This window comes from Knoellia sp. LjRoot47 (genome assembly GCF_964253435.1).
Classification (GTDB): domain Bacteria; phylum Actinomycetota; class Actinomycetes; order Actinomycetales; family Dermatophilaceae; genus Knoellia.
In genome coordinates this window covers 68,126-89,757 of record NZ_CAXUQS020000001.1, presented here as the reverse complement: position 1 = coordinate 89,757, position 21,632 = coordinate 68,126, and the positions used below count along the sequence as shown (strand labels likewise).

18 protein-coding genes are annotated in these 21,632 nt (G+C 72.8%); 11 read left to right on the top strand and 7 right to left on the bottom strand.

Annotated features, from left to right (window positions below; all coding sequences use genetic code 11):
- Positions 1-12: 12 nt before the first annotated feature.
- Entirely contained in the window at positions 13-708 is a 696-nt protein-coding gene (locus ACSQ11_RS00380; protein WP_436001967.1) for a class I SAM-dependent methyltransferase, read from the top strand.
- A gap of 24 nt (positions 709-732) precedes the next feature.
- Here the strand turns inward: ACSQ11_RS00380 and ACSQ11_RS00375 are convergent, their stop codons facing one another.
- Positions 733-1,368 carry a trimeric intracellular cation channel family protein gene (locus ACSQ11_RS00375; protein WP_436001965.1) on the bottom strand — a complete coding sequence of 212 codons (636 nt, stop codon included), beginning with the start codon at positions 1,366-1,368 and terminating at the stop codon, positions 733-735.
- Positions 1,369-1,489: 121 nt separating this feature from the next.
- Here ACSQ11_RS00375 and ACSQ11_RS00370 point away from each other — a divergent pair, with 121 nt between their 5' ends.
- From ACSQ11_RS00370 to ACSQ11_RS00345, 6 genes are read left to right on the top strand one after another with little or no spacing between them, the layout of a single operon-like run.
- Positions 1,490-2,710, top strand: a complete 1,221-nt coding sequence (locus tag ACSQ11_RS00370) for an MFS transporter (protein ID WP_436001963.1) — start codon at positions 1,490-1,492, stop codon at positions 2,708-2,710.
- An 11-nt stretch (positions 2,711-2,721) separates the two neighbouring features.
- Positions 2,722-3,837, top strand: a complete 1,116-nt coding sequence (locus ACSQ11_RS00365; protein ID WP_436001961.1) for a glycosyltransferase family 2 protein — start codon at positions 2,722-2,724, stop codon at positions 3,835-3,837.
- Positions 3,830-5,776, top strand: coding sequence for a glycosyltransferase family 4 protein (locus ACSQ11_RS00360; protein WP_436001959.1), 1,947 nt, complete (start codon positions 3,830-3,832; stop codon positions 5,774-5,776). Before ACSQ11_RS00365 ends, ACSQ11_RS00360 begins: the two co-directional genes overlap by 8 nt.
- A gap of 21 nt (positions 5,777-5,797) precedes the next feature.
- A complete protein-coding gene (locus ACSQ11_RS00355; protein ID WP_436001957.1) occupies positions 5,798-6,730 on the top strand; it encodes a lysylphosphatidylglycerol synthase domain-containing protein in 933 nt (310 codons plus the stop codon).
- Complete coding sequence (locus tag ACSQ11_RS00350) at positions 6,727-7,608, top strand: methyltransferase domain-containing protein (RefSeq protein WP_436001955.1); 882 nt, start codon at positions 6,727-6,729, stop codon at positions 7,606-7,608. The genes ACSQ11_RS00355 and ACSQ11_RS00350 overlap by 4 nt, the downstream gene beginning before the upstream one ends.
- A 7-nt stretch (positions 7,609-7,615) precedes the next feature.
- The gene (locus tag ACSQ11_RS00345; protein WP_436001953.1) at positions 7,616-8,548 is read left to right on the top strand and encodes a DNA-3-methyladenine glycosylase family protein; all 933 of its coding nucleotides are present in this window, start codon (positions 7,616-7,618) and stop codon (positions 8,546-8,548) included.
- Between the two features lie 18 nt (positions 8,549-8,566).
- Here the strand turns inward: ACSQ11_RS00345 and ACSQ11_RS00340 are convergent, their stop codons facing one another.
- From ACSQ11_RS00340 to cofD, 4 genes are all read right to left on the bottom strand, one after another.
- Positions 8,567-10,138 carry a YfbK domain-containing protein gene (locus ACSQ11_RS00340; RefSeq protein ID WP_436001951.1) on the bottom strand — a complete coding sequence of 524 codons (1,572 nt, stop codon included), beginning with the start codon at positions 10,136-10,138 and terminating at the stop codon, positions 8,567-8,569.
- Between the two features lie 128 nt (positions 10,139-10,266).
- Positions 10,267-10,881 (bottom strand): hypothetical protein, encoded by a 615-nt coding sequence (locus tag ACSQ11_RS00335; RefSeq protein WP_436001949.1) that lies wholly within the window; start codon positions 10,879-10,881, stop codon positions 10,267-10,269.
- Positions 10,882-10,995: 114 nt separating this feature from the next.
- Complete coding sequence (locus ACSQ11_RS00330; RefSeq protein ID WP_436001947.1) at positions 10,996-12,168, bottom strand: coenzyme F420-0:L-glutamate ligase; 1,173 nt, start codon at positions 12,166-12,168, stop codon at positions 10,996-10,998.
- A 7-nt stretch (positions 12,169-12,175) separates the two neighbouring features.
- Positions 12,176-13,144, bottom strand: coding sequence for a 2-phospho-L-lactate transferase (cofD, locus tag ACSQ11_RS00325; protein ID WP_436001945.1), 969 nt, complete (start codon positions 13,142-13,144; stop codon positions 12,176-12,178).
- A 201-nt stretch (positions 13,145-13,345) separates the two neighbouring features.
- Here cofD and ACSQ11_RS00320 point away from each other — a divergent pair, with 201 nt between their 5' ends.
- The 3 genes from ACSQ11_RS00320 to ACSQ11_RS00310 are packed head-to-tail and all read left to right on the top strand — an operon-like array spanning position 13,346 to position 18,124.
- Positions 13,346-13,609 (top strand): WhiB family transcriptional regulator, encoded by a 264-nt coding sequence (locus ACSQ11_RS00320; protein WP_147061817.1) that lies wholly within the window; start codon positions 13,346-13,348, stop codon positions 13,607-13,609.
- Positions 13,610-13,628: 19 nt separating this feature from the next.
- Positions 13,629-16,673 carry a glycosyltransferase gene (locus ACSQ11_RS00315; RefSeq protein WP_436001942.1) on the top strand — a complete coding sequence of 1,015 codons (3,045 nt, stop codon included), beginning with the start codon at positions 13,629-13,631 and terminating at the stop codon, positions 16,671-16,673.
- Complete coding sequence (locus tag ACSQ11_RS00310) at positions 16,670-18,124, top strand: DUF5719 family protein (RefSeq protein WP_436001940.1); 1,455 nt, start codon at positions 16,670-16,672, stop codon at positions 18,122-18,124. Before ACSQ11_RS00315 ends, ACSQ11_RS00310 begins: the two co-directional genes overlap by 4 nt.
- Before the next feature lie 93 nt (positions 18,125-18,217).
- On the opposite strand, the gene ACSQ11_RS00305 is transcribed toward ACSQ11_RS00310, so the two are convergent.
- Complete coding sequence (locus ACSQ11_RS00305) at positions 18,218-18,544, bottom strand: metallopeptidase family protein (protein WP_436001938.1); 327 nt, start codon at positions 18,542-18,544, stop codon at positions 18,218-18,220.
- Between the two features lie 159 nt (positions 18,545-18,703).
- On the opposite strand from ACSQ11_RS00305, the gene ACSQ11_RS00300 reads away from it, so the two are divergent.
- Positions 18,704-19,075: a DUF3499 domain-containing protein gene (locus ACSQ11_RS00300; protein WP_436001936.1), complete on the top strand. Its 372-nt coding sequence runs from the start codon at positions 18,704-18,706 to the stop codon at positions 19,073-19,075.
- A 183-nt stretch (positions 19,076-19,258) separates the two neighbouring features.
- Here the strand turns inward: ACSQ11_RS00300 and ACSQ11_RS00295 are convergent, their stop codons facing one another.
- Positions 19,259-21,622 (bottom strand): ATP-binding cassette domain-containing protein, encoded by a 2,364-nt coding sequence (locus ACSQ11_RS00295; protein ID WP_436001934.1) that lies wholly within the window; start codon positions 21,620-21,622, stop codon positions 19,259-19,261.
- Positions 21,623-21,632: the final 10 nt, after the last annotated feature.

The window sequence follows — 21,632 nt, the reverse complement described above, 5'->3', positions numbered from 1 at the left end:
CCAGGGGGAGACATGACGACGACGGACTACGACGACTTCGCTGCGGCCTACGCGGCGGAGAACGAGAAGGGCCTGTTCAACGCGCACTACGCGCGCCCGGCGATCGTCGACCTCGCCGGCGACGTGGCGGGTCGCCGGGTCCTCGACGCCGGCTGCGGCTCGGGCCCCCTCATGGAGTCGATGCGTGACGGCGGAGCCGAGGTTGCCGGGTTCGACGTCAGCGCCGCCATGGTCGACCTCGCCCGAGCACGGCTCGGCGCCGACGCCGACCTGCGCGTGCACGACCTCGCGACGCCGCTGCCTTACGGCGACGGCGAGTTCGACGACGTCATCTGCTCGCTCGTCCTTCACTACCTCGAGGACTGGACCGGGCCGCTCGCCGAGCTCCGCCGAGTCCTCGAGCCGGGCGGACGCCTCATGGTCGTCGTCAACCACCCGACGGCGTATGCCGTCGTCTATCCGGACGCCGACTACTTCAAGGTCACCCGCTACACCGAGGACTACCAGTTCGACGGTCGCGAGGTCTTCCTCACCTTCTGGCACCGACCGCTGAGCACGATGACGGATGCCTTCGCACGGGCCGGGTTCCGCCTCAGCGTCGTCAGCGAGCCGCCGCTCGCACCCGACACCCCGGACGAGCTGCGGCCGCCCGGCGTCGAGGGCGAGGCCTTCATCTGCTTCCTCTTCTTCGTCCTCGAGGCCGTCTGACGCCGGTATGCCGTACCGCGTGCGTCAGCGGGCCGCGCGCGTGCGCCGGCCCGTCTGCCAGTCGAGCGACCACGACGACATGCGCACCGCGATGACGACGCCGATCCCGATGAGCGCCGAGACGAGCACCGGCAGCTCGAGCGAGCGGAGCACGAAGTAGGTGACGCACCCCGGCACGGCGGCGAGGACGTAGAACGACCCGGGCTTGAAGTGCTCGGGCGTCGTGTTGATGAGCACGTCACGGATGAGCGCGCCCCCGACGCCGGCGACGGTCCCGACGAAGATGCACGAGATCGGCGGCAGTCCCACGGTGATCGCACGGTCCGTGCCGAGCATCGAGTACATCGCGAGAGACATCGCGTCGAGCAGGGTGAACGCGACGTCCCGCCGGAAGCGCAGCGGCCCGATGACCTTGAGCAGCGGCGCGACGAGCACCCCACCGACGAACGCCGAGGGCAGCAACCACGGTGAGGTCAGGGCGCGCACCGGCACCTGGAGCAGCAGGTCGCGCAGCAGCGCCCCGCCGAGCCCGCCGATGACCGCGAGGAAGAGGACGCCGACGATGTCGAACCCCTGGCGCCGGGCAGCCAGCGCACCGGCGAGCCCACCGAACCCGACAGCCACGACGTCGAGCCAGAGGGGGATGGCGAGCGAGTTCACGCGCTCAGGGTAGGGGGCGGACGGCATACCGAAGGGTCGTGGTCCAGAGCGGGAGGAGACGCGGCGACCGGGGCCGAGAACTGCAGGGCCAGCTGTCGCACGCATGCGGCAGGATGCGCGGGTGCTGCAGAGACTGGGATTCCCGCGGGTGGGGGAGCACCGCAGGTTCGTGTCCGCGATCGTCGCCGACACGATCGGCAGCGGGCTGTTCATGCCGCTGACGATCCTGTACTTCCTCAAGGTCACCGATCTCACCCTCGTCCAGGTGGGTGCTGCGCTGTCGGTGTCGGCGCTGCTCACCATGCCGGCCGCGTTCGTCATCGGGACGCTCGTCGACCGGTTCGGTGGGCGCCGGATGATGCTCGTCGGCAACCTCGTGCAGGGCGCGGGGATGCTCGCCTACCTCTGGGTCGAGGCGTTCTGGCCCGTGGCGCTCGCGACGGTCCTGCTCAACCTCGGGCGGCAGGCGTTCTGGGGCTCGTTCGGCAACGTCGTCACCGCGATCACCCAGCGGGGCGAGCGTGAGCTGTGGTTCGGCTTCCTCCAGGCGCTGCGCAACCTTGGCTTCGCCGTCGGCGGCGTCCTCGCCGGCATCGCCGTCCAGCTCGACACCGGGCTCGCCTTCCGGACCGTCGTCATCGCCAACACGGCGACGTTCGTCCTCGCCTTCCTCCTGCTCCTCGACGTGCCCGACCACCGGTCCGTGCAGTCCGACGACGCGCCGGTCGGCGGGTGGGGAGTGGTCCTGCGCGACGGTGCCTACCTGCGGCTCGTGCTCGGGCAGCTGACCTTCGTTGTCGGGATGATGGTGCTCAACTTCGCCCTCCCTGTGTATGCCGCGGAGACCCTCGACCTCCCGGGCTGGCTCGTCGGGGCGATCTTCACCCTCAACACGATCCTCGTCGGCCTCGGCCAAGGCCTCATGGTGCGGTGGATGACCGGGCGGGTGCGTGCCCGGATGATGGCGCTCGCGCAGGGCTTCTTCGTCCTCGGCTACGCGTGTTTCGTCCTCGCCGGGCGGCTGCCCGTCCAGGTGGCCGTCGTCGCCATGCTCCTCGGAGCGCTGGTCTACACGGGCGGGGAGCTCGCCGGTGGCCCGGTCTTCTCGGCCACGGCAGCGGAGGCGGCGCCGGACCACCTGCGTGGTCGCTACCTCGGGCTCGTCCAGCTCGTCTGGGGTGTCGGCGGTGCCGTCGCGCCGGTCGCCTACACGTGGCTGCTGGAGCACGGCACCTACACGATCTGGGCCGTGCTCGGCCTCGTCGCGGTGCTCGGCGCGACCGCCTCGGTCGCTCTGCCACGCGCCCTGCCGACAGCGGGCGAACGGGTCACCGCCGGGTAGTCTCGGACGCGATGAACGAGCACCCGCAGACCCCCGCCCCGACCGTCGTCCCGTCGGCGCCGGCGCCGGCCCCGGCCCCGGCCACCGAACCGATCACCGTGCGCACCGGCGAGCTCGCGGGCGGGAGCGACGACCCCGGCGAGGTCGGCACGGCCCCGGCGCGGCCGGCATACGACCCGACGTTCCAGACCACGACGGCGCTCGACCCGCGGCCCAAGGTGCTCGAGGACGGCAGCGAGCGGCCCTACGTGACGATCGTGCTGCCCTGCTACAACGAGGGCGCGCACGTCCTCAAGGAGATCGACCGCATCACGGCGGCGATGAACTCCAGCGAGTTCACCTACGAGCTGCTGTGCATCGACGACGCCTCGACCGACAACACGCTCGAGGTGCTCGAGCAGGCGGCGCGCGACTTCGCGAACCTGCGGATCATGCCCTTCCGCCGCAACGGCGGCTCGGGCACGGCCCGGCGCATCGGCACCCAGCAGGCCCACGGCGAGATCGTCGTGTGGACCGACGCCGACATGACCTACGAGAACGAGCGGATCCCCGAGCTCGTCCGGATCCTGCGCGACGACCCGAGCTACGACCAGGTCGTCGGCGCGCGCACCACCGAGGAGGGCACCCACAAGTGGGCGCGCGTCCCGGCGAAGTGGCTCATCCGCAACATCGCCCAGTGGCTGACCAAGACGCGCATCCCCGACCTCAACAGCGGCCTGCGCGCGTTCCGCCGCGAGGTGTCGCTGCCCTACCTGCGGCTGCTGCCCGCCGGCTTCTCGTGCGTCACGACGATCACCATCGCGTTCCTGAGCAACCAGCACGACATCAAGTACGTCGACACGAGCTATGCCAAGCGGGCGGGCGTGAGCAAGTTCCACTTCGTCAACGACGCCTACCGCTACATCCTCCAGGTGCTGCGGATGGTCATGTACTTCGACCCGCTCAAGGTCCTCATGCCACCGGCGCTGTGGATGATCCTCATCGGCTTCGTCAAGGGCGTCGTCGACATGGTGCGCCACCCGTTCTACTTCCCGGCCTCGACGGTTCTGCTCATCGTGAGCGGCATCATGATCGCCTCGCTCGCGCTCCTGTCCGACCTCGTCGTGAGGTCACGCGACGGTGTCTGACGCCGTGTCGGCCTCCGTCCCGGGCTCCGCGTCGCTGCGCCTCGCCGTCGTCGGTCCGACGCACCCCTACAAGGGCGGCGTCGCGTCGCACACGACCGAGCTGTGCCACGAGCTCGCCGAGGCCGGGCACGACGTGACCCTCGTGTCGTGGAGCCACCTGTACCCGTCGTTCCTCTACCCGGGCGAGCAGGCCGTGCCCGGTGGCGCTCCCGACGTCGAGCCCTTCCCGCGGACGATCCGCGCGCTGTCGTGGGCCCGACCCGACACGTGGGTCCGCACCGGTCGCCGCCTGCGCGACATGGACGCGATCATCGTCGTCCACGTCATCCCACAGGCCGTGCCCTCGACCCTCGCGGTGCTGCGTGCTGCCGGGGTCGGCCGGACGTCGACGGACGGCAGTGGTCCGCGCTCGATCGTCATCGCGCACAACGTCCTTCCCCACGAGACCCGCCCGGGCGACCGGCAGCTGGTCGAGGCCTTGCTGCGTCGCGTCGACTCCGTCGTCGTGCACTCGGACTCGCAGGCCAAGCTCGCGAGCGAGCTCGGCGCCGGGCACGTGCGCGAGCTCGACCTGCCGCCGCACCTGCCCGGTGGCGAACCCGAGAAGCACGTCGACTCGACCGGTCCGACGCGGCTGCTCGCGCTGGGGATCGTGCGCGACTACAAGGGCATCGACCTCCTCCTCGACGCGATGCTCGACGTCCCCGACCTCACGCTCACCGTCGCCGGCGAGATGTGGGGTGACAGCGGCCGCCGCGTCAAGGAGCTCGCCGCGGACCCGCGCCTCGCCGGTCGCGTCGAGGTCCACAGCGGCTACGTCCCCGCCGACCGGATCGCCGCGCTCATGGCTCGCCACGACGTCCTCACCCTGACCTACCGCCACGCCACCGCCTCGCAGAACGTCCTGCTCGCGCGACGCCACGGCATGCCCGTCCTCGCGACCCACGTCGGCACCTTCGGAGCGCAGGTCCGTGACGGCGTCGACGGGCTCCTCGTCCCCGCCGGCGACCGGGCCGCCCTCGTCGACGCGTTGCGTCGCCTCTCCGACCGCTCGTATGCCGGTGAGCTGCGTTCCGGGGTCCGCCCACCCGACCTGTCGGGCCCGTGGGCGCACTACGTCGGTGGCATCGAGGCCCTGGCCAGCGCCGAGTCCGATGCCCTCGACGACGAGGACGACGACGAGACAGCGCCGCCCGAGGGCCCGGTGCAGCGGGCCAAGGACCTCGTCATGGCCGCCCGGCTGAGGCGTCGTCACCGGGTCTCGCTGCGGCCCTCCGACTTCCCCGAGTGGGTGCGGGCCTCCGACGTGCTCGCTCTCGACAACGACGCCCTCGACGCCCAGGACCTGGCCCGCGAGCTCGGGCTCCCGCGCTGCTCCGACGCCGTCGCGGCGTGGGCGGCCCTCGGTGCCGTCGCCGCCGTGCTGCGGATCCGCGACGACGGCCGCCGCGGTGCCGTCATCGTCGACGAGTCGGGCACCAAGAGCCCGTTCTCGCGGTGGGTCCGCGCGCTGGGGTTCGAGCCGGTCGAGCTCGAGCTCACCGGCCGCCGCACCTCGGTCGAGGTCCTCGACGTCGACACCGCGAGCCTCGACGTCATCGCGCGCATCCACCCCGGCGGATGCGGCGCCGACGACATCGACCACGCGGTCGGGCAGGCGTCGTGGGCGCTGCGGTCGGGCGGTCTGCTCGTCGTCACGCTCCCGATCGGAGAGGACGACCCCGACTGGGCCGTGAGCCCCGCCGACATCCGTGGCGTGCTCGCCCGCGCCGACGACCTGGGACTCGTGCTCGTCGGCGACGTCGACGGCGACATCACCGAGCGGATCCGTGCGGCCTCCACCTCGGCCCGCGAGGCGCGTGCGACGCAACCGGAGGCGCGTCGGCGCGGGGTGACGCCGGCATACGGGATCCTGCGACTCACGTTCCGACGTCGGTGAGCCGATGGGCCCGGTGACCAGGTGACGCGCAAGCGGCTTTTCGACCTCGTCCGCATCGTCGTCGCCCTGCTCGTGCTCGTCGCGGTCGTCGTCGCGGTGTGGCGCAACTGGACCGACGTCTCGGCGCACCTCAGCGAGGTCCCGGGCGGCGTGCTCGCCGGCGCGTTCGTGCTGGCGCTGCTGGCGCCGGTCTTCTCCCAGCTCGGGTGGCGGGTGCTGCTCGCCGACCTCGGCACGCGGCTGCCGCTGCCTGCCGGTGCGAGCGTGTTCTTCGTCGGGCAGCTCGGCAAGTACCTCCCCGGCTCGGTCTGGAGCGTCGTCGCGCAGGCCGACATGGGCTCGCGTCTCGGGGTCCCGCGGCGGCGGATGGGTGTCGTGGGCCTGCTGTCGATCCTGCTGTCGGTCATCACCGGCGCGATCGTCGGGATCCCGTCCGTGCCGCTGCTCGTCGCGCGCTCGGGCGAGGTGACGTCGCTGTGGTGGTTCGCCCCCGCGGCCGTCCTGCTCCTCCTGCTCTGGCCGCGGCTGCTCAACTGGGGGATCGCGACGCTGCTGCGGCTCCTGCGGCGCGACCCGCTCGAGCACTCGCTCACGGCGCCGGCGATCGCGCTGACGTCCATGTGGTTCGTGCTCGCCTGGCTCAGCGCGGGACTGTCGATCCTGGCTCTGGCCCATGCGATGGCGCCGGCGACGCCGGTGCGCGACCTCGTCGTCACGTCGGTCTGCGGGTTCGCGCTGGCGTCGGCGATCGGGATGTTCTCCGTCTTCGTGCCGGCGGGGGTGGGGGTGCGCGACGGCGTGCTGGCGCTGCTGCTCGGCGCGCTCATGCCGTTCTCCGCGGCCATCGCCGTCGTCGTCGTGTCGCGCTTCTTCACCGTGGTCGCTGACGTCGTCGTCGCTGCCGTCGGCTGGGGCTGGGCGCGTTCGCACCACCTCCTAGGATCGCGGGCATGAGCGAGCAGCCGCGTGGGGAGCGCGAGTCGCGCGGTGAGCGGGACGCTCGCGGCGAGCGCGAGGAGCAGCTCGCCTACTCCGAGCTCATGGACAAGATGCTCGACGAGAAGGCCCGGCGGACCAAGGCCGCCAAGCTCATCTCCGTCATCGCCCACGGCCTCGGTCGCTCCGTCGATGACGAGGGTGGGCCGCTCGCCGGCCTCACCGCCGTGGACGTCGGGTGCTCCGCCGGGTTCATCGCCGACGAGCTCGCGCTCGCGGGGGCTCGCACCACGGGCGTCGACATCGACGAGCCGGGCCTGGCCAAGGCGCGGGAGAGGTTCGGCGAGCGGGTCGACTTCCGGCTCGCGCGAGGCGAGGACCTGCCCTTCGAGGACGGCTCGGTCGACGTCGTCGTGCTCAACCACATCTACGAGCACGTCGTCGATCCCGACGCCGTCGTCGCCGACATCCACCGCGTGCTCGCACCCGGGGGGGTCCTCTACCTCGGCATCGGGCACCGCTGGCAGGTCCTCGAGCCGCACCACCGGCTGCCGTTCCTGTCGTGGCTCCCGCAGCGCGCGGCCGACCGCTACATGCGCCTGACCGGCAAGGGCGATCACTACTACGAGCGCTACTCGACGCCCGCGGGACTGCGTCGGATGTTCGCGGCCTTCGACGTCTGGGACTACACGCTGCCGGTGCTCGCCGACCCGGCCGCGTTCTCCGGCGGAGACGTCATCCCGGAGTGGGTGGGCCGGCTGCCCGAGAGGGCACTCGCGGCCACCCTGCCGCTCGTGCCGACCTACGTGTGGCTCGCGTTCAGGTCGCCGTCGGCGCCGGCCGGTCCGCCGCTGCGGGTCGCGCCACGCCACGTGACGCCCCCCGCTCGGGGATGACCCGCGGATGACCGCAGTTGCCCACCTGAGCCGCACCCACCGCCCGAGCCGCCCCCTCCAGCTGGGCGCGGTCGTCAGGATCTTCATGCGTGGCGGGGGAGACCCGACGTCGTGGAGCGACCGGGGGCGCACGTGGGTGTTCGCCTGGCGCGTCCCCACCGGACCCGTCACCCTGCGGCTGGTCGATCACCCGAGCCTCGGGGAGGTCGAGGCGCAGGCCTGGGGCGAGGGCGCGGAGTGGATGCTCGATCGCCTTCCGGCCATGCTCGGCGAGGAGGACGACGACTCCGGTTTCGTCGCCCACCACGACGTCGTCGCCCAGGCGCGCCGTCGCTTCGAGGGCTGGCGTGTGCCGGCCTCAGGACTCGTCGTCCAGGCCCTCATCCCGACCATCATCGAACAGCGCGTCACCGGCAAGGAGGCGTTCGCGGCATACCGGATGTTGGTGCGCCACAACGGAACTCCCGCTCCCGGCATCGGCGCCGATCTTCGCCTGGTCGTTCCGCCGGAGCCTCGCGCCTGGGCGCTGATCCCGTCGTGGGAGTGGCTGCGCGCCGGCGTCGACGGTGCCCGCTCCCGTCCCGCGGTCACCGTCGCCACCCGTGCCGGCCGGCTCGAGGAGACGGTCGGTATGCCGTGGCTCGACGCCCGCCGCCGGATCGAGTCGCTGCCGGGTGTCGGCCGGTGGTCCAGCGCCGAGGTGGCGCAGCGGGCGCTCGGGGACCCCGACGCGGTGAGCTTCGGCGACTACCACGTGGCCAAGAACATCGGCTGGGCGCTGACCGGCACACCCGTCGACGACGACGGTCTGGCCGAGCTGCTCGAGCCGTATGCCGGCCACCGCTACCGCGTCCAGCGGCTCCTCGAGCTGGCCGGGGCGATGCGGCCCCGGCGCGGCCCGCGCTTCACGCTGCCGACGCACCTGCCCGGCCGCAGCTGAGGGACAGCACAGCGCCGATCACCGGGCTGCGAGGACGTCGGTGAACAGCGAGTCGAGCTCGCGGGCGCCGGGTACGTCGTCCTCGACCAGTGCTTCCACGCGACGCTGGAGCCCGTCGGGGTCGACCTGCTCGCTGCCCTCGCCACCGGTGCCGCTCTTGACGAACCGCGCGACCTCGGCGACCGCGGCCGCCACCCCCAGCGCCCCGGTGGGCCGGGAGTCGGCGTCGAGGGTCAGGGAAAGCGAGTCCTCACGCTGGTCCTCACCCTGCACCGAGCGCCACCGGACCCGGACCGTCCCGAGGCTGTCGCCGGTCTCTGCCTGCGCCGTGGGGCGCACCTCGTAGAGCGCGGTGATCCGGTGCCCGGCGCCGATCTCACCGGCGTCCACGGCGACGTCCTCGAAGTCCTCGTCGGCCAGGGCGCGGTTCTCGTAGCCGACGAGCCGGTACTCGGACACGGTCCGCGGGTCGAACTCGACCTGGATCTTCGCGTCCTTCGCGACGGGCGTCATGGTGGCGCGGAGGTCGTCGACGAACAGCCTCCGCGCCTCGTCGAAGGTGTCGACGTAGGCATAGAAGCCGTCGCCACGGTCGGCCAGCTGCTCCATGAGGTCGTCGTTGTAGTTGCCCATGCCGAAGCCGACGGTGACGAGGTGGATCCCGCGTCGGCCGTTGTCGCGGATGGCCGTGCCGAGCTGCCCGCCGTCGGTGATGCCGACGTTGGCGACCCCGTCCGAGGCCAGGAGCACGACGTTGGTCGCGCCCTCCCGATAGGCCGCCCGCGCGCGGTCGTAGCCGAGGAGCAGGCCCGCCTCGAGGTTGGTGCTGCCGCCGGCCTGCAGGCGGTCGATCGCCGAGAGGATCGTGTCGGCGTCCCGGACCCGGGTGGGTTCGAGCAGCGGCTTCGCGTCGGTCTCGTAGGTCACGACCGCGATGGTGTCGTCGGGGCGCAGGGTCTCGACGAGGAGGGCGAGCGAGGACTTCACCAGCCCGAGGCGTTCGCGGATGTCCATCGAGCCGGAGGTGTCGACGACCATCGTCAGCGCGACCGGGGGCCACTCCTCCTCGTCGACCTCGCGACCCTGCAGGCCGATCCGCACGAGCTGCGTGCCGTCGGTACTGCCCGGCGCCAGGGCCTGGTCGGCACGCAGCTCGAGGTCGTCTCGCGTGGGGGCGGGGAACCCACTGGCATAGGAGTTGACCCACTCCTCGACGCGCACCGACTCGGGCGGCGGCATGGCGCCCTGCGCGAGCAGGGCGCGGGCGACGCGGTACGACCCGGTGTCGACGTCGGCGGCGAATGTCGACCGCGGCTGCACCCTCGCGTCGACGAAACCGTTCGTGCCCGCGTCGACGAAGGTGTTGTCGTCCAACGGTCCTGGCCCCGGCGCGGGCCTGCCGGACGAGGGTGGCAGCGGAGACGATCCCCCCGGCCCGCGCGATGTGCCGCCCTGGGCCGAGGTGCTGCTGCCGGTGGCGGAGTGGTCGCCCTGCTGCTGGGCGTAGCCGTCGTAGTAGCCCTTGGCGTCCGAGGACGCATCGGAACCGGAGGTCGAGCACCCGGAGGCGACGACGAGGAGAGCGGCCATCAACGCTGCACGAAGGGTTGTCATGCGGGTGGGACGGGCCGGTCGCGAGGGCGGTTCCGCTCGTTGCCGAACCGCAACCTGCCGGCCTCACGAGCAGGTATGCCGTCCGCCCCCGTGACGCAGTCGGGTCACCCTGGTCGGTCGGACAGAACCTCTCGGACGGGCATCGACGCGAGCAGCGCCGCCAGCGGGGGAGGGGTGCTCTCGGCGTCGAGCGCCGTGGCGAGCGATCCGGCAAGCAGCTCCTTGCGGCCGGAGGTGGTCGACCCGAACCGCCTCAGCTGGTCCAGCAGAGGTCGTCCCTGCCACGCGAGCTGGCGGGTGAACGCCTCGAACGCCGGCGCCAGACCAAGGTCGCCGAGCACCGCGAGCGTCCCGTCGGTGCCGAGCGCCCGGATGAGCTCGTCCTCGAGATCGCGCCGGCAGATGTGGAAGCCGAGGTCGGGCAACGTCCTGACGGAGGGGGCGACGGGAAGGTCGAGGACGGCGGCGTGGGCGTCGAGCGCCCGCACGAAGTAGGCAGCCTCCTGCTCGTCGCAGAGGCCGACGACCCGCGGGATCGGCGCCTGCCGCACGGCACGGTCGAGCCACCGGCGGATGTTGGTGGCGCCACCCATGTCGACGACGAGGCAGGGATCGTCGTCGGCCGTCACGCCGCGGATGGCGCGCAGTGCCCGGATCGCGGCAACGTCACTGGTGCCCTCGACGAGGACCCAGGTCGGTCGCGGCTCGAGGACGGTCATGAGTCGAAGCGTCGCAAACCGGGAGCCGCCGCGCCACGCATTTCGCCCATGCGGACGTCCAGGGCCCTTGCGACGCACCATGAGAGCGGCGCGCGACATCGAGTGTCGCTGTCCTCAGCCGGCAGTGAAGAGCCTTGCGGCGACGGTGTGCTCGGCGGTCGGCGCACCCGTGAGCTGGCACCCGAGGTCCTCGCTGGCCGCGGCGACCTCGAGCCGTTGGGCGAGCCGACCGAGGGCGAAGTCGTCGGTCGCCCCGAGTGTGACGACCGCTGCCGGGTCGGTCTCGTCCTCGCCGGCTGCCACCTCGAGGTCGACGCTCGTGTCCTCGTCGGCGAGCAGGGTGAGCGCGACGACCCGGGCCACGCGCTCGCCGAAGGGCTCGGCACCCACCGCACGGATCCCGACGGCCTCGGAGTCGGCAGACCCGGGCACGACCCCGAGGGCCGCGCGCACCGCCTCGACATGGCCCATCGCGAACCAGTCGCCGGACCCGGTCCTCACGAGATCGGCTGCGCCGGAGGCGAGCTCGCCGCCCTGACCCCCGGTCCGGCCCTCGTCGACGCCGTCGCCCACGCCGTCACCATCGCCGTGGCCGGCGTCGTGGGACGCGTCACCGGACGGCGTGAACCACGACGCAGGAAGCCCTCGGACGACGGCGGCCGCGACACCGTCGGCCTTGCCCTTGACGAGGTCGGCGGCCGCGGCGACCTCGTCGGCCACGGCACGCGCCGTCACCGACATCACCCGCCCGTCGACGTCGCTCTCGCCGCGGTGGTCGAGCAGCACGCGCAGCCCGGCGGAGCCGAGGGCGAAGTCGGTGAGCCCGGCCCGCCACGGCCGTCCGGCGGTGTCGCTGAGGACGACCGCGAGAGGTGAGCTCGACGGCATACCGAGGTGGGAGAGGAGGGCCGAGCGCAGGTCTCGCGCACATGCGTCCGGGTCGCGGGGGAGGAGGAGCAGGGCGTCCGAGGGTCCGGTGTTCGAGGCGTCGATGCCGGCGCCGGCCATGACCGGCCCGGCGAGCGACTCGACGACGCGGGTGACCTGTCCACCCGCGGACCGCTCGGCGACCACGCGAACCGACTCGGTCAGGACGAGCTCGGGCCTCGACTGCGGAGCGGCCCTGAGCCCCAGCGCCTTCGACACGACCTTGCTCGACACGACGAGCACGTCGCCGGCCCGCAGGCCACCCGGTGCGAGCGCCTCGACCAGGAGCGACGCCAGGTCGTCGCCGGTCACGACTTCGGGCAGCCCGAGCACCGGCACGATGGTGAGGGGCTGGGTCACCGGTCGCTCACCGGCGCACTCGCTCTGCCAGCGCCAGCAGGCTCTCGGCCATGCGGGCGGACGCGTCGACGTCGGTCATGAGCAGGGCCTCCGGGTGCACGGCCGTCTCGACGCCACGCACGCGGACGTCGGCGTCGGCAGGGTCGACGAGCCACCCGTCGAGGAAGTCGGCATAGAGCCCGGCCACTGCGGCGGACGACGACTCGACGCCGATCGCCGAGAGGCACGCGTCGGCGTGACCACGAACCGGCCGGCCGGAGATGAGCGGCGAGACACCGACGACGGGGGCCTGCGAGCCGCGCAGGGCGTCGCGCACGCCCGGGACGCCGAGGATGATCCCGATCGAGACCACGGGGTTCGACGGTGGGAGCACGATGACGTCCGCCGAGCGCAGGGCCTCGAGGACGCCTGGTGCCGCGGCCGCGCGGTCGAGCCCGGCGACGACGAACCGCGACGCGGGCACCTCGGCCCGCAGGCGGACCCACCACTCCTGGAAGTGCACGGCGCGCTGCTCGTCGCCCTCGTCGAGCACCACGTGGGTCTCGACCGGCGTGTCCGTCATCGGGAGCAGCGTGATGCCCCGGTCCGGCAGACCCCAGCGGGTGGCGAGTCGGCCGGTCACCTCGGACGCGGTGAGGCCCTGGGCCAGCCACTGGGACCGGACGACGTGGGTGCCGAGGTCGAGGTCGCCGAGGGTGAACCACTGCGGCACGGCGCCGTAGGCCGCGAGCTCGCCCTGGACGCGGGTCGACTCATCGGCGCGACCCCACCCCTGCTCCTCGTTGATCGCGCCGCCGAGGGTGTAGAGCAGGGTGTCGATGTCGGGGCAGACCCGCAGGCCGAAGAGGCTGATGTCGTCGCCGGTGTTGGCGATGACGGTGAGCTCGGATTCCGGTGCCACGACGTCGAGATGGGCCTTGAGGCCTCGAAGGAAGCGGGCTCCGCCGACGCCGCCCGCGAGGGCCGTGATTCGCATGGGGGCCAGTGTGGACCACCCGCGAGTCGACCCGACACGCCGGTCCTGCCGAAAAAGATTCCCCGAATACCAGAACCGGGCTTGACGGATGGGGATGACACGCGTGTAATTTCATCATTGTGTCCAAGGCGAAGACGTTCTCTCGCTCGGGGGGAAGGCCAGGGACACGGTGTCGGGTCGCGAAGGGTCGAGGAGGCAACCATGCACGAGTTGACGTTGATCGACGCCATGGTCGAGGAGGAGACGGTTCTCTCCTGGCAGGAGCGCAGCCTGTGCGCACAGACGGATCCGGAGGCGTTCTTCCCCGAGAAGGGCGGGTCCACCCGTGAGGCCAAGAAGGTCTGCGTCGGGTGTGACGTCCGGTCCGAGTGCCTCGAGTACGCCCTCGCCAACGACGAGCGCTTCGGCATCTGGGGTGGGCTGTCCGAGCGTGAGCGCCGCAAGCTGAAGAAGCGCGCAGTCTGACCGGGCGCGCGCCCACCCCATGACGCTGACGACCGCCCCCTCGCTGACACCTGCGCCGGCCCCTGCCGGCAAGCAGGCGGTCCAGGCGGTCGTCCTCACTGCCGGCGCACAGCCCGGCCTGCGCGCCCTGCTCGACGCCCTCGCCGCGTCGTCGACCCGCCCCGACCACGTCGTCGTCCTCGACTCCTCCTCCGACGGCGCCGCCGCCGACGTGGCCACCGCGGCGTCGTCGCGCTCCTTCGACGTCGAGCACGTCGCGCAGCAGTCCCGTATGCCGGATCGCGTGGCGGTCACGCGGTGGGTCACCGCCTCCGACCTCGCCGACGACGACCTCCTCTGGCTCCTGCCCGTCGGCTGCGTGCCCGAGCCCGAGACCCTGAGCCGTCTGCTGGCCGCCCACCGCCGCAGCCCGTCCGTCGGGCTCGTCGGCCCCAAGCACGTCGACGCGACCAACCCCGGCGCGCTGCGCTCGGTCGGCATCACGACGACACGCTCGGGCCGAGTCGTCGAGGACCCGCCGCTGGGGGAGCCCGACCAGGGCCAGTACGACCTGCGCCGCGACGTCATCGCCGTGCCGCTCGCGGGCATGCTCGTCAGCGCCGGCGCCCTGCGCTCGTTGCGGGGGTGGGAGCGCTCGTTCGGTGACCTCGGTGGCGACCTCGACCTCGGCTGGCGGGCCCACCTCGCCGGCCACCGGGTCGTCGTCGCCCCCGATGCCCGCATGCGCTCCGTCGCCTCCCTCGGCCTCGCGACCGCGACCGACGGTGTGCGCCGCCGCGCCGCCCGACGGGTCGCCCTCGGACGCGCGCCCTGGTGGCAGGTGCCGTTCCTCGCGCTGTGGGTGCTCCTCAGCTCGCTCGCCGCGGGCCTCGGTCTCCTCCTGCTCAAGCGGCCGCGTGCCGCTGCGGCGGCCTTCTCCGACGCCGCCTCGCTCGACCCGTTCCGGGTCGCCGCCGCCCGGGTGCGGACCCGAGGCGGACGAGAGGTCCACCACCGCGACATCGGCACCCTCTTCGTGCCCGCGTCGACGATCGTCCGGCGCTCTCTCGACCGCGCCCACGAGGCCGTCGTCGCACCCTCGCGACTGGCCGACGAGGGCGTGCGCGACCCCGAGGTCTCCTCGGGCATCGGCCGCCTCCTCGCCCACCCTGCCCTGCTCGCCGTGCTCGCCACCCTCGCCGTCGTCGTCGCCGCCGGTCGCGACATCGGCGGCGGGCTCATCAGCAGGTTCGGGTCGGGAGTCACGGGCGGCGAGCTCGTCACCACGCGGGCGACCGCGAGCACCCTGTGGCACGCCGCGTTCGACGGCTGGCACGGCGCCGGGCTCGGCGGTGACGGTCCCGCGAGCCCTTCGCTGGCGCTGCTCGCCGTCCCCACATGGGTCCTCGAGCAGCTGCCCGGCGCGGGTGACCTCACCTCGCCGGCGGGTGCGCTCATCGGCGCGCTCCTCGTCCTCGCGCTGCCTCTTGCGGCCGTGTCCGCCTATGTCTCGAGCCGGGTCATCACGTGGCACGGCTCGCGCGTCGTCCGTGGCATCGCCGCCCTCCTCTGGGCCACGACCGGTGCCGCCGGTGCCGCCGTGGCGCAGGGCCGGCTCGGCGCCCTCGTCGCCCTCATCCTCCTGCCGGCGGTCCTCGCCGGTGTGGTCATGCTGGCTCGGCCCACCGGCACCGCCACCGGCGCCTTCGCGACCTCGCTGGGCGCAGCGGTGCTCGGCGCGTTCGCCCCGCCGCTGCTCGCGCTGGTCGTGCTCGTCTGCCTCGGCGTCGTCGTCCTCGGCGGCAAGGGTGTCCGGGCACGGGCTCTGGTGCCGGCGGTGCTCGCTCCACTGCTGCTCGGACCGTGGCTCATCGACGTGGCCGACGACTGGGCCCTGGCGGCGACCGGTCCCGGGCTCAGCCAGTGGGGACCCACGCCGAGCGACCCGATCACCCTCGCCCTGCTCCACCCCGGCGGCGCCGGCAGCACGCCTTGGTGGGTCGGTGCCGCGGTCGTCGCCGCGGGCGTCGCGGGCCTCGCTGCGCCTCGCCGGTTCCGCTCGGTCGCGACGGGAGCGGCCCTGCTCGGGCTCGTCTCCCTCGCCGCCGTGCTCGTGGCCCCACGACTCGACCTCGCCTCCGGTGCCGTCGTCACCGAGGGCGTCGTCACGCCGTGGGCCGGAACGTTCGTCCTGCCGCTCACCCTCGCGCTCATCGCCTCCGCCCTCGTCGGCGTCGAGGCGCTGCGGGGCAGGGCTCGCGGCGGCGCCCTGATCGCGCTCGGGCTCGTGAGCGTCGTGGGCGCGGGTGCGTTGGGCTGGTACGGCTTCGGCACCGTCCTGCGCACGTGGTCCGACCCGCGGCCGGCGGTCGCGGTCGAGCAGGCCGGCAACGACTTGGCCAACCGCACACTCTTCGTCGACCCGGGACCCAGCGGGGCGGCATACCGGATCGTCGGACGCGAGAGCGGAGCGCTCGCGCGCGCCCTCCCGCAGAGCCTCGCCAACGACGCGGTGCTCGCCGGCGACGTCGCCGGGCTGCTCGACGGCACCCGCGGCGAGGCCGGTCCGCGCCTCGCCCAGAACGCGATCGGCTTCGTCGCCGTGGCCACGAGCGCTGGTGACGACGTGGCGCGCCGCCTCGACTCCGCCCAGGGTCTGTCCCGGCTGGCGAGCCGCGACGGCTACGACGTCTGGCGCGTGGCCGCGCTCGGCAACGCGCCGGGCAGGGCGGTCGCACCCACCCGTCTCTCGCTCGTGGAGCGGGGCAGCCCGTCGTTCGTCGCGACGCTCGGCGAGCACGGCGCCACGACCACCACCGTCACCGCTCGCGAGGACGCCCTGCTCGTCGTCGCCGAGCCGCCCGCGTGGGCCGACCACGGCGTCGTCACCGTCGACGGCGACGAGGTCACCGCCGCCGCTGACGGCGTCCGACCCACCTACGCCGTGCCGGCGGGGACGCACACCGTCAGTGTCGAGGTTCCCACCGAGCACCCGTGGTGGCGGCTCCTCCAGGGTCTGGGCATCGCCGTCGTGGCGTTCCTGTCGATCCCGGTCGGCAATCGCGCCTCGAGGAGGCGGCGATGAACGCCACGCGCTGGATCGGACCCGGACGGCTCGCCCTCGTCGCCCTCGCGGGCGTGGGTCTGGTGACAGGGGCAACCCTCGCGCCGAAGCCGACGTCCACGCCGTCCGACCGCACCGCCGCCGTCGCGTCGTCCTTGGCGCCGATCACGTCGGCCTCGGCGTCCTGCCCCGGCCCGGAGCTCAGCGGCATCGACTCGGTCGACGACATCGAGGTGGACGCCCGCATCGGTGTCGCCACCGCGCCGGACGAGGCTCTCGGCGCCGTCGCGCTGCCGCGCACCGGTCGCCTCACCCTGCAGTCCGGTGAGGACGAGGCCCCGCCGGTGGACGCACGCGGCGTCGTCACCACCCTCGACGCGCAACCCGGTGTCTCCACCGACATCCTCGCGAGGGGACGCATGGCACCCGGGCTCGCGGCGGGCCAGGAGTGGTCCGTGGACCGGGACGAGATCCGTGGGCTCGCGACGGTCTCGTGCGCCGAGCCCTCCTCCGACCTCTGGCTGCTCGCGGGCGGCGGCGACGCGGGGCGCCAGGAGCGCCTCGTACTCACCAACCCCGGCGCCAACGAGGTGACCGTCGACCTCGAGGTCCTGGGCCGGCGCGGCCTCGTCGCCTCGCCGACAGGCGCCACGGTGGTCCCCGCCCGCGGCCGGGTCGCCCTGCTCGTCGACGCCATCAGCGGCGCTGAGGCGTCACCCGCCCTGCACGTGCGCGTCAACGGTGGCTCGGTGAGCGCGGTGATGACCGACATGTGGCTCGACGGCTCGGTCCCCGCGGGCGCCGAGACGACGACCGCGACCGCGCCCCCGTCGACGACCCAGATCATCCCCGCCTACGTCACCGGCACCACCGGGTCGCTCCGGCTGGCCGTCCCCGGCAACCGTCAGGCCGTCGTGAGCGCCCAGCTCATCGGGCCCGACGGCGCCTCCCCGCTCCCCGGAGGGGTCCTGCGCGTGCCGCCGATGTCCACCGGCGAGCTCCCCGTCAAGGACCTCGCACCGGGCCGCTACTCCGTGCGCGTCTCGTCCGACGTGCCCGTCGTGGCGTCGATGTTCTCGGCCTGGCGCTACGACGGTGGCCCCGGTGACTTCACGTGGTCGCCGTCGGCCGAGCCCGCCACCGGCCTGTTCGGCGCGGCGTTCCCCGAGGGTGTGCGGGCAGGTCGCTCGCTCGTCGTGTCGAGCGTGCGCGCACCCGCCGTCGTCGAGGTCCGGTGGGGTGCCAAGGGGCGCTGGAGCACCAAGACCCTCACGCTCTCGCAGGACACCTCCGCCGTCGTCGACCTCGGCGAGGCCACGGCCGTGTGGGTGCGGCGCACGTCGGGCAAGGGCGAGGTGCGCGGCGGCGTCGCCACGATGGGTGGCAGCGCGGGGTCGAGGTTCGTCTCCGTGGCCGGTCTCACCGACAGTGCGGTGACGTCCACCGTGGGCCGGGCCCACCCCGCCTCCTGAGCCTTGTTGGCCGGATCAGCCGGGTCCGCCGGCTCAGAGCGGCCCGGGTTGGCTCAGGTCGGGCCGGGTGGGCTGAGGTCGGGCCGGGTGGGCTCAGAGGTCGATCTCGGAGGTCGGGACCCCGAGCAGCGCCGCGACCTGCTCGGCCACGACCTCACGCACGATGACCGAGACCTCGGCCGCGTCCCGGGCCCGGGTCTCGATGGGTCGGCGGTAGACGACGATCCGGTGCCCCACGGCGCCACCCACCGGGACGAGTCTGCCCAGTGGGGCGGCCTGCTCCTCCCACGGCGCCGGATCCGTGGGCGGGACCTCCTCGACCGCGAACTCCACGGCCGCATAGCGGTTGCCGAGGTACCCGCGGGCCCGTTCGGCGACGTCGATGACCACGTCGTCGAAGGTCTCGCGGCGAGAGCGCATCGCGGGCACCGAGGGCCATGCCAGCGGGCCCCTCGCACCGCGTCCTCGACGGTCACGACGGCGCGCCGGCACGGGGTTTCGGGGGTCGAGGGGAGCCACGCGACGAGACTACGGCGCGCCACCTCACGCATGTCGGACCGGTGACCTAGAGTCTCTCGGGTGAACGCGTCGAGGAAGTGCAGCAAGACCGCGTGCTCCCAGCTCGCGGTGGCCACCCTGACCTACGCGTACGCCGACCGCGCCGTCGTCCTGGGGCCGTTGGCCACCTATGCCGAGCCGCACTCGTACGACCTGTGCGCCGACCACGCCACCCGCCTCACGGTCCCGCAGGGCTGGGAGTTCCTGCGCCTTGAGTCCGACGGCTACGCGCCGGCGCCCGAGGTCGACGACCTTCTCGCCGTCGTCGACGCCGTGCGTGAGCGCCCCGCCCCCCAGCCGACCGTCGCGAGCGTCGTCGTCAGCGCGATGCCCGTCGCCGGTGAGCAGCGTCGGGGCCACCTCCGGGTCCTGCCCGGCAGCGGCGAGGCCTGACCCGAGCGGTCGTTCCGCCGCACGTCCGGGCTCGTCGCGACGAGCCGCCTCCGGGCCCGACGGCCCCGAGACGAGCATGCCTGCGTCAGACGAGCACCGGTGGGTGCTCGTGTCGGCAACGGGTGCTCGTGTCGGCCACGGGTGCTCGTGTCGGCGCCACGCAGCACAGCGCCGCCGCGTCGCTCAGCCGCCGACGTACGCCGCGAGGTGCTGTCCGGTGAGCGTCCCGCCCGAGGCGACGAGGTCGGCCGGTGTCCCCTCGAAGACGACCGTCCCACCGTCGTGCCCGGCGCCCGGTCCGAGGTCGATAATCCAGTCGGCGTGGGCCATGACGGCCTGGTGGTGCTCGATGACGATGACCGACTTGCCGCCGTCGACGAGCCGGTCGAGGAGGCCGAGCAGGTTCTCGACGTCGGCGAGGTGGAGCCCGGTCGTCGGCTCGTCGAGGACGTAGACCTCGCCCTTGTCGGCCATCTGCACGGCGAGCTTGAGCCGCTGCCGCTCGCCGCCCGACAGCGTCGTGAGCGGCTGCCCCAGCGTGAGGTAGCCGAGCCCGACGTCGACCAGGCGCTCGAGAATCGTGTGCGCCGCGGGGATGCGGGACTCGCCCTCGGCGAAGAACGCCAGCGCCTCGTCCATCGACATCGCGAGCACGTCGGCGATGTTCTTCCCTCCCAGCGTGTACTCGAGCACGGCCGCCTGGAAGCGACGGCCCTCGCACTCCTCGCACGGTGACTCGACCGTCGCCATGACGCCGAGCTCGGTGAAGATCACCCCGGCGCCGTTGCACGTCGGGCAGGCGCCCTCGGAGTTCGAGCTGAAGAGCGCGGGCTTGACACCGTTGGCCTTGGCGAACGCCTTGCGGATGGGCTCGAGCAGCCCGGTGTAGGTCGCGGGGTTGCTGCGGCGCGACCCCTTGATCGCACCCTGGTCGACGACGACCACGCCATCGCGTCCGTCGACCGAGCCGTGGATGAGCGAGCTCTTGCCCGAGCCGGCCACCCCGGTCACGACGACGAGGACCCCGAGCGGGATGTCGACGTCGACGTCGCGCAGGTTGTGCGTCGAGGCGCCGCGAACCTCCATCGTCCCGGTCGAGGCACGCACCTCTGCCTTGAGGTGGGCGCGGTCGTCGAGGTGGCGCCCGGTGAGGGTCCCCGCCTTGCGCAGCTCCTCGACCGAGCCCTCGAAGACGATCTCGCCGCCCGCGGAGCCCGCTGCCGGGCCGAGGTCGACGACGTGGTCGGCGATCGCGATCGTCTCGGGCTTGTGCTCGACGACGAGGACGGTGTTGCCCTTGTCGCGCAGCCGCACGAGCAGGTCGTTCATCCGGGCGATGTCGTGGGGGTGCAGGCCGATCGTCGGCTCGTCGAAGACGTAGGTGACGTCGGTGAGCGAGGACCCGAGGTGGCGGATCATCTTGGTGCGCTGCGCCTCGCCACCCGACAGCGTGCCGGCGGGCCGGTCGAGCGAGAGGTAGCCGAGCCCGATCTCGGTAAACGAGTCGAGCAGGTGCTGCAGTCCCTTGAGCAGGGGAGCCACCGAGGGCTCGTCGAGCCCACGCACCCACTGGGCGAGGTCGCTGATCTGCATGGTGCAGAGGTCGGCGATCGACTTGCCGCCGATCCTGGACTTGAGGACGTCGGCGGTGAGCCGCGTCCCCTCGCACTCCGGGCACTGCTGGAACGTCACCGCACGCTCGACGAACCGGCGCACGTGCGGCTGCATCGCCTCGGGGTCCTTGGACAGCATCGACTTCTGGATCTTGGGGATGATCCCCTCGAAGGTGAGGTTGATGCCCTCGACCTTGATCTTGGTCGGCGGCGCGTACAGCATCGTCTCGAGCTGCTTGGCGGTGAACGTCTCGATGGGCTTGTCCATCGGGAGACCCATGCCCTCGAAGAGGCGGCCGTACCACCCGTCCATCGAGTAGCCCGGCACCGTCAGCGCACCCTCGGCGAGGCTCTTCGACGCGTCGTAGAGCGCCGTCCTGTCGATGTCGCTCACGTGCCCCATGCCTTCGCACCTCGGGCACATGCCACCGAGGTAGACCTGCTGCTGGGCGACCCGCTTCTCGGTGTGGCCGCCCTTCTCGGTCGTCATCACGCCGCTCGCCTTCCGGGTCGGCACGTTGAAGCTGTATGCCGTCGGCGGACCGACGTAGGGGGAGCCGATGCGGCTGTAGAGGATGCGGAGCATGGCGTTGGCGTCGGTCGCCGTGCCGACCGTCGAGCGCGGGTTGGCGCCCATCCGCTCCTGGTCGACGATGATCGCGGTCGTGAGGCCGTCGAGGTGGTCGACCTCGGGCCGGGCGAGCGAGGGCATGAAGCCCTGGACGAACGCGCTGTAGGTCTCGTTGATCATCCGCTGGGACTCGGCGGCGATCGTGCCGAAGACGAGCGAGCTCTTGCCCGACCCCGACACGCCCGTGAAGACGGTGAGGCGACGCTTGGGCAGCTCGACGCTGACGTCCTTGAGGTTGTTCTCGCGTGCGCCCTGCACACGGATGAGGTCGTGGGTGTCGGCGGCGTGCGGCTGCGAGGTCACGGGCACACGC

Coding starts and splice junctions, on each gene's coding strand:
- ACSQ11_RS00315 (WP_436001942.1), top strand. CDS start 13,629: ATGACGCTGACGACCGCCCCCTCGCTGACACCTGCGCCGGCCCCTGCC.
- ACSQ11_RS00310 (WP_436001940.1), top strand. CDS start 16,670: ATGAACGCCACGCGCTGGATCGGACCCGGACGGCTCGCCCTCGTCGCC.
- ACSQ11_RS00365 (WP_436001961.1), top strand. CDS start 2,722: ATGAACGAGCACCCGCAGACCCCCGCCCCGACCGTCGTCCCGTCGGCG.
- ACSQ11_RS00350 (WP_436001955.1), top strand. CDS start 6,727: ATGAGCGAGCAGCCGCGTGGGGAGCGCGAGTCGCGCGGTGAGCGGGAC.
- ACSQ11_RS00340 (WP_436001951.1), bottom strand. CDS start 10,138: ATGGCCGCTCTCCTCGTCGTCGCCTCCGGGTGCTCGACCTCCGGTTCC.
- ACSQ11_RS00345 (WP_436001953.1), top strand. CDS start 7,616: ATGACCGCAGTTGCCCACCTGAGCCGCACCCACCGCCCGAGCCGCCCC.
- ACSQ11_RS00305 (WP_436001938.1), bottom strand. CDS start 18,544: ATGCGCTCTCGCCGCGAGACCTTCGACGACGTGGTCATCGACGTCGCC.
- ACSQ11_RS00320 (WP_147061817.1), top strand. CDS start 13,346: ATGCACGAGTTGACGTTGATCGACGCCATGGTCGAGGAGGAGACGGTT.
- ACSQ11_RS00335 (WP_436001949.1), bottom strand. CDS start 10,881: ATGACCGTCCTCGAGCCGCGACCGACCTGGGTCCTCGTCGAGGGCACC.
- ACSQ11_RS00380 (WP_436001967.1), top strand. CDS start 13: ATGACGACGACGGACTACGACGACTTCGCTGCGGCCTACGCGGCGGAG.
- cofD (WP_436001945.1), bottom strand. CDS start 13,144: ATGCGAATCACGGCCCTCGCGGGCGGCGTCGGCGGAGCCCGCTTCCTT.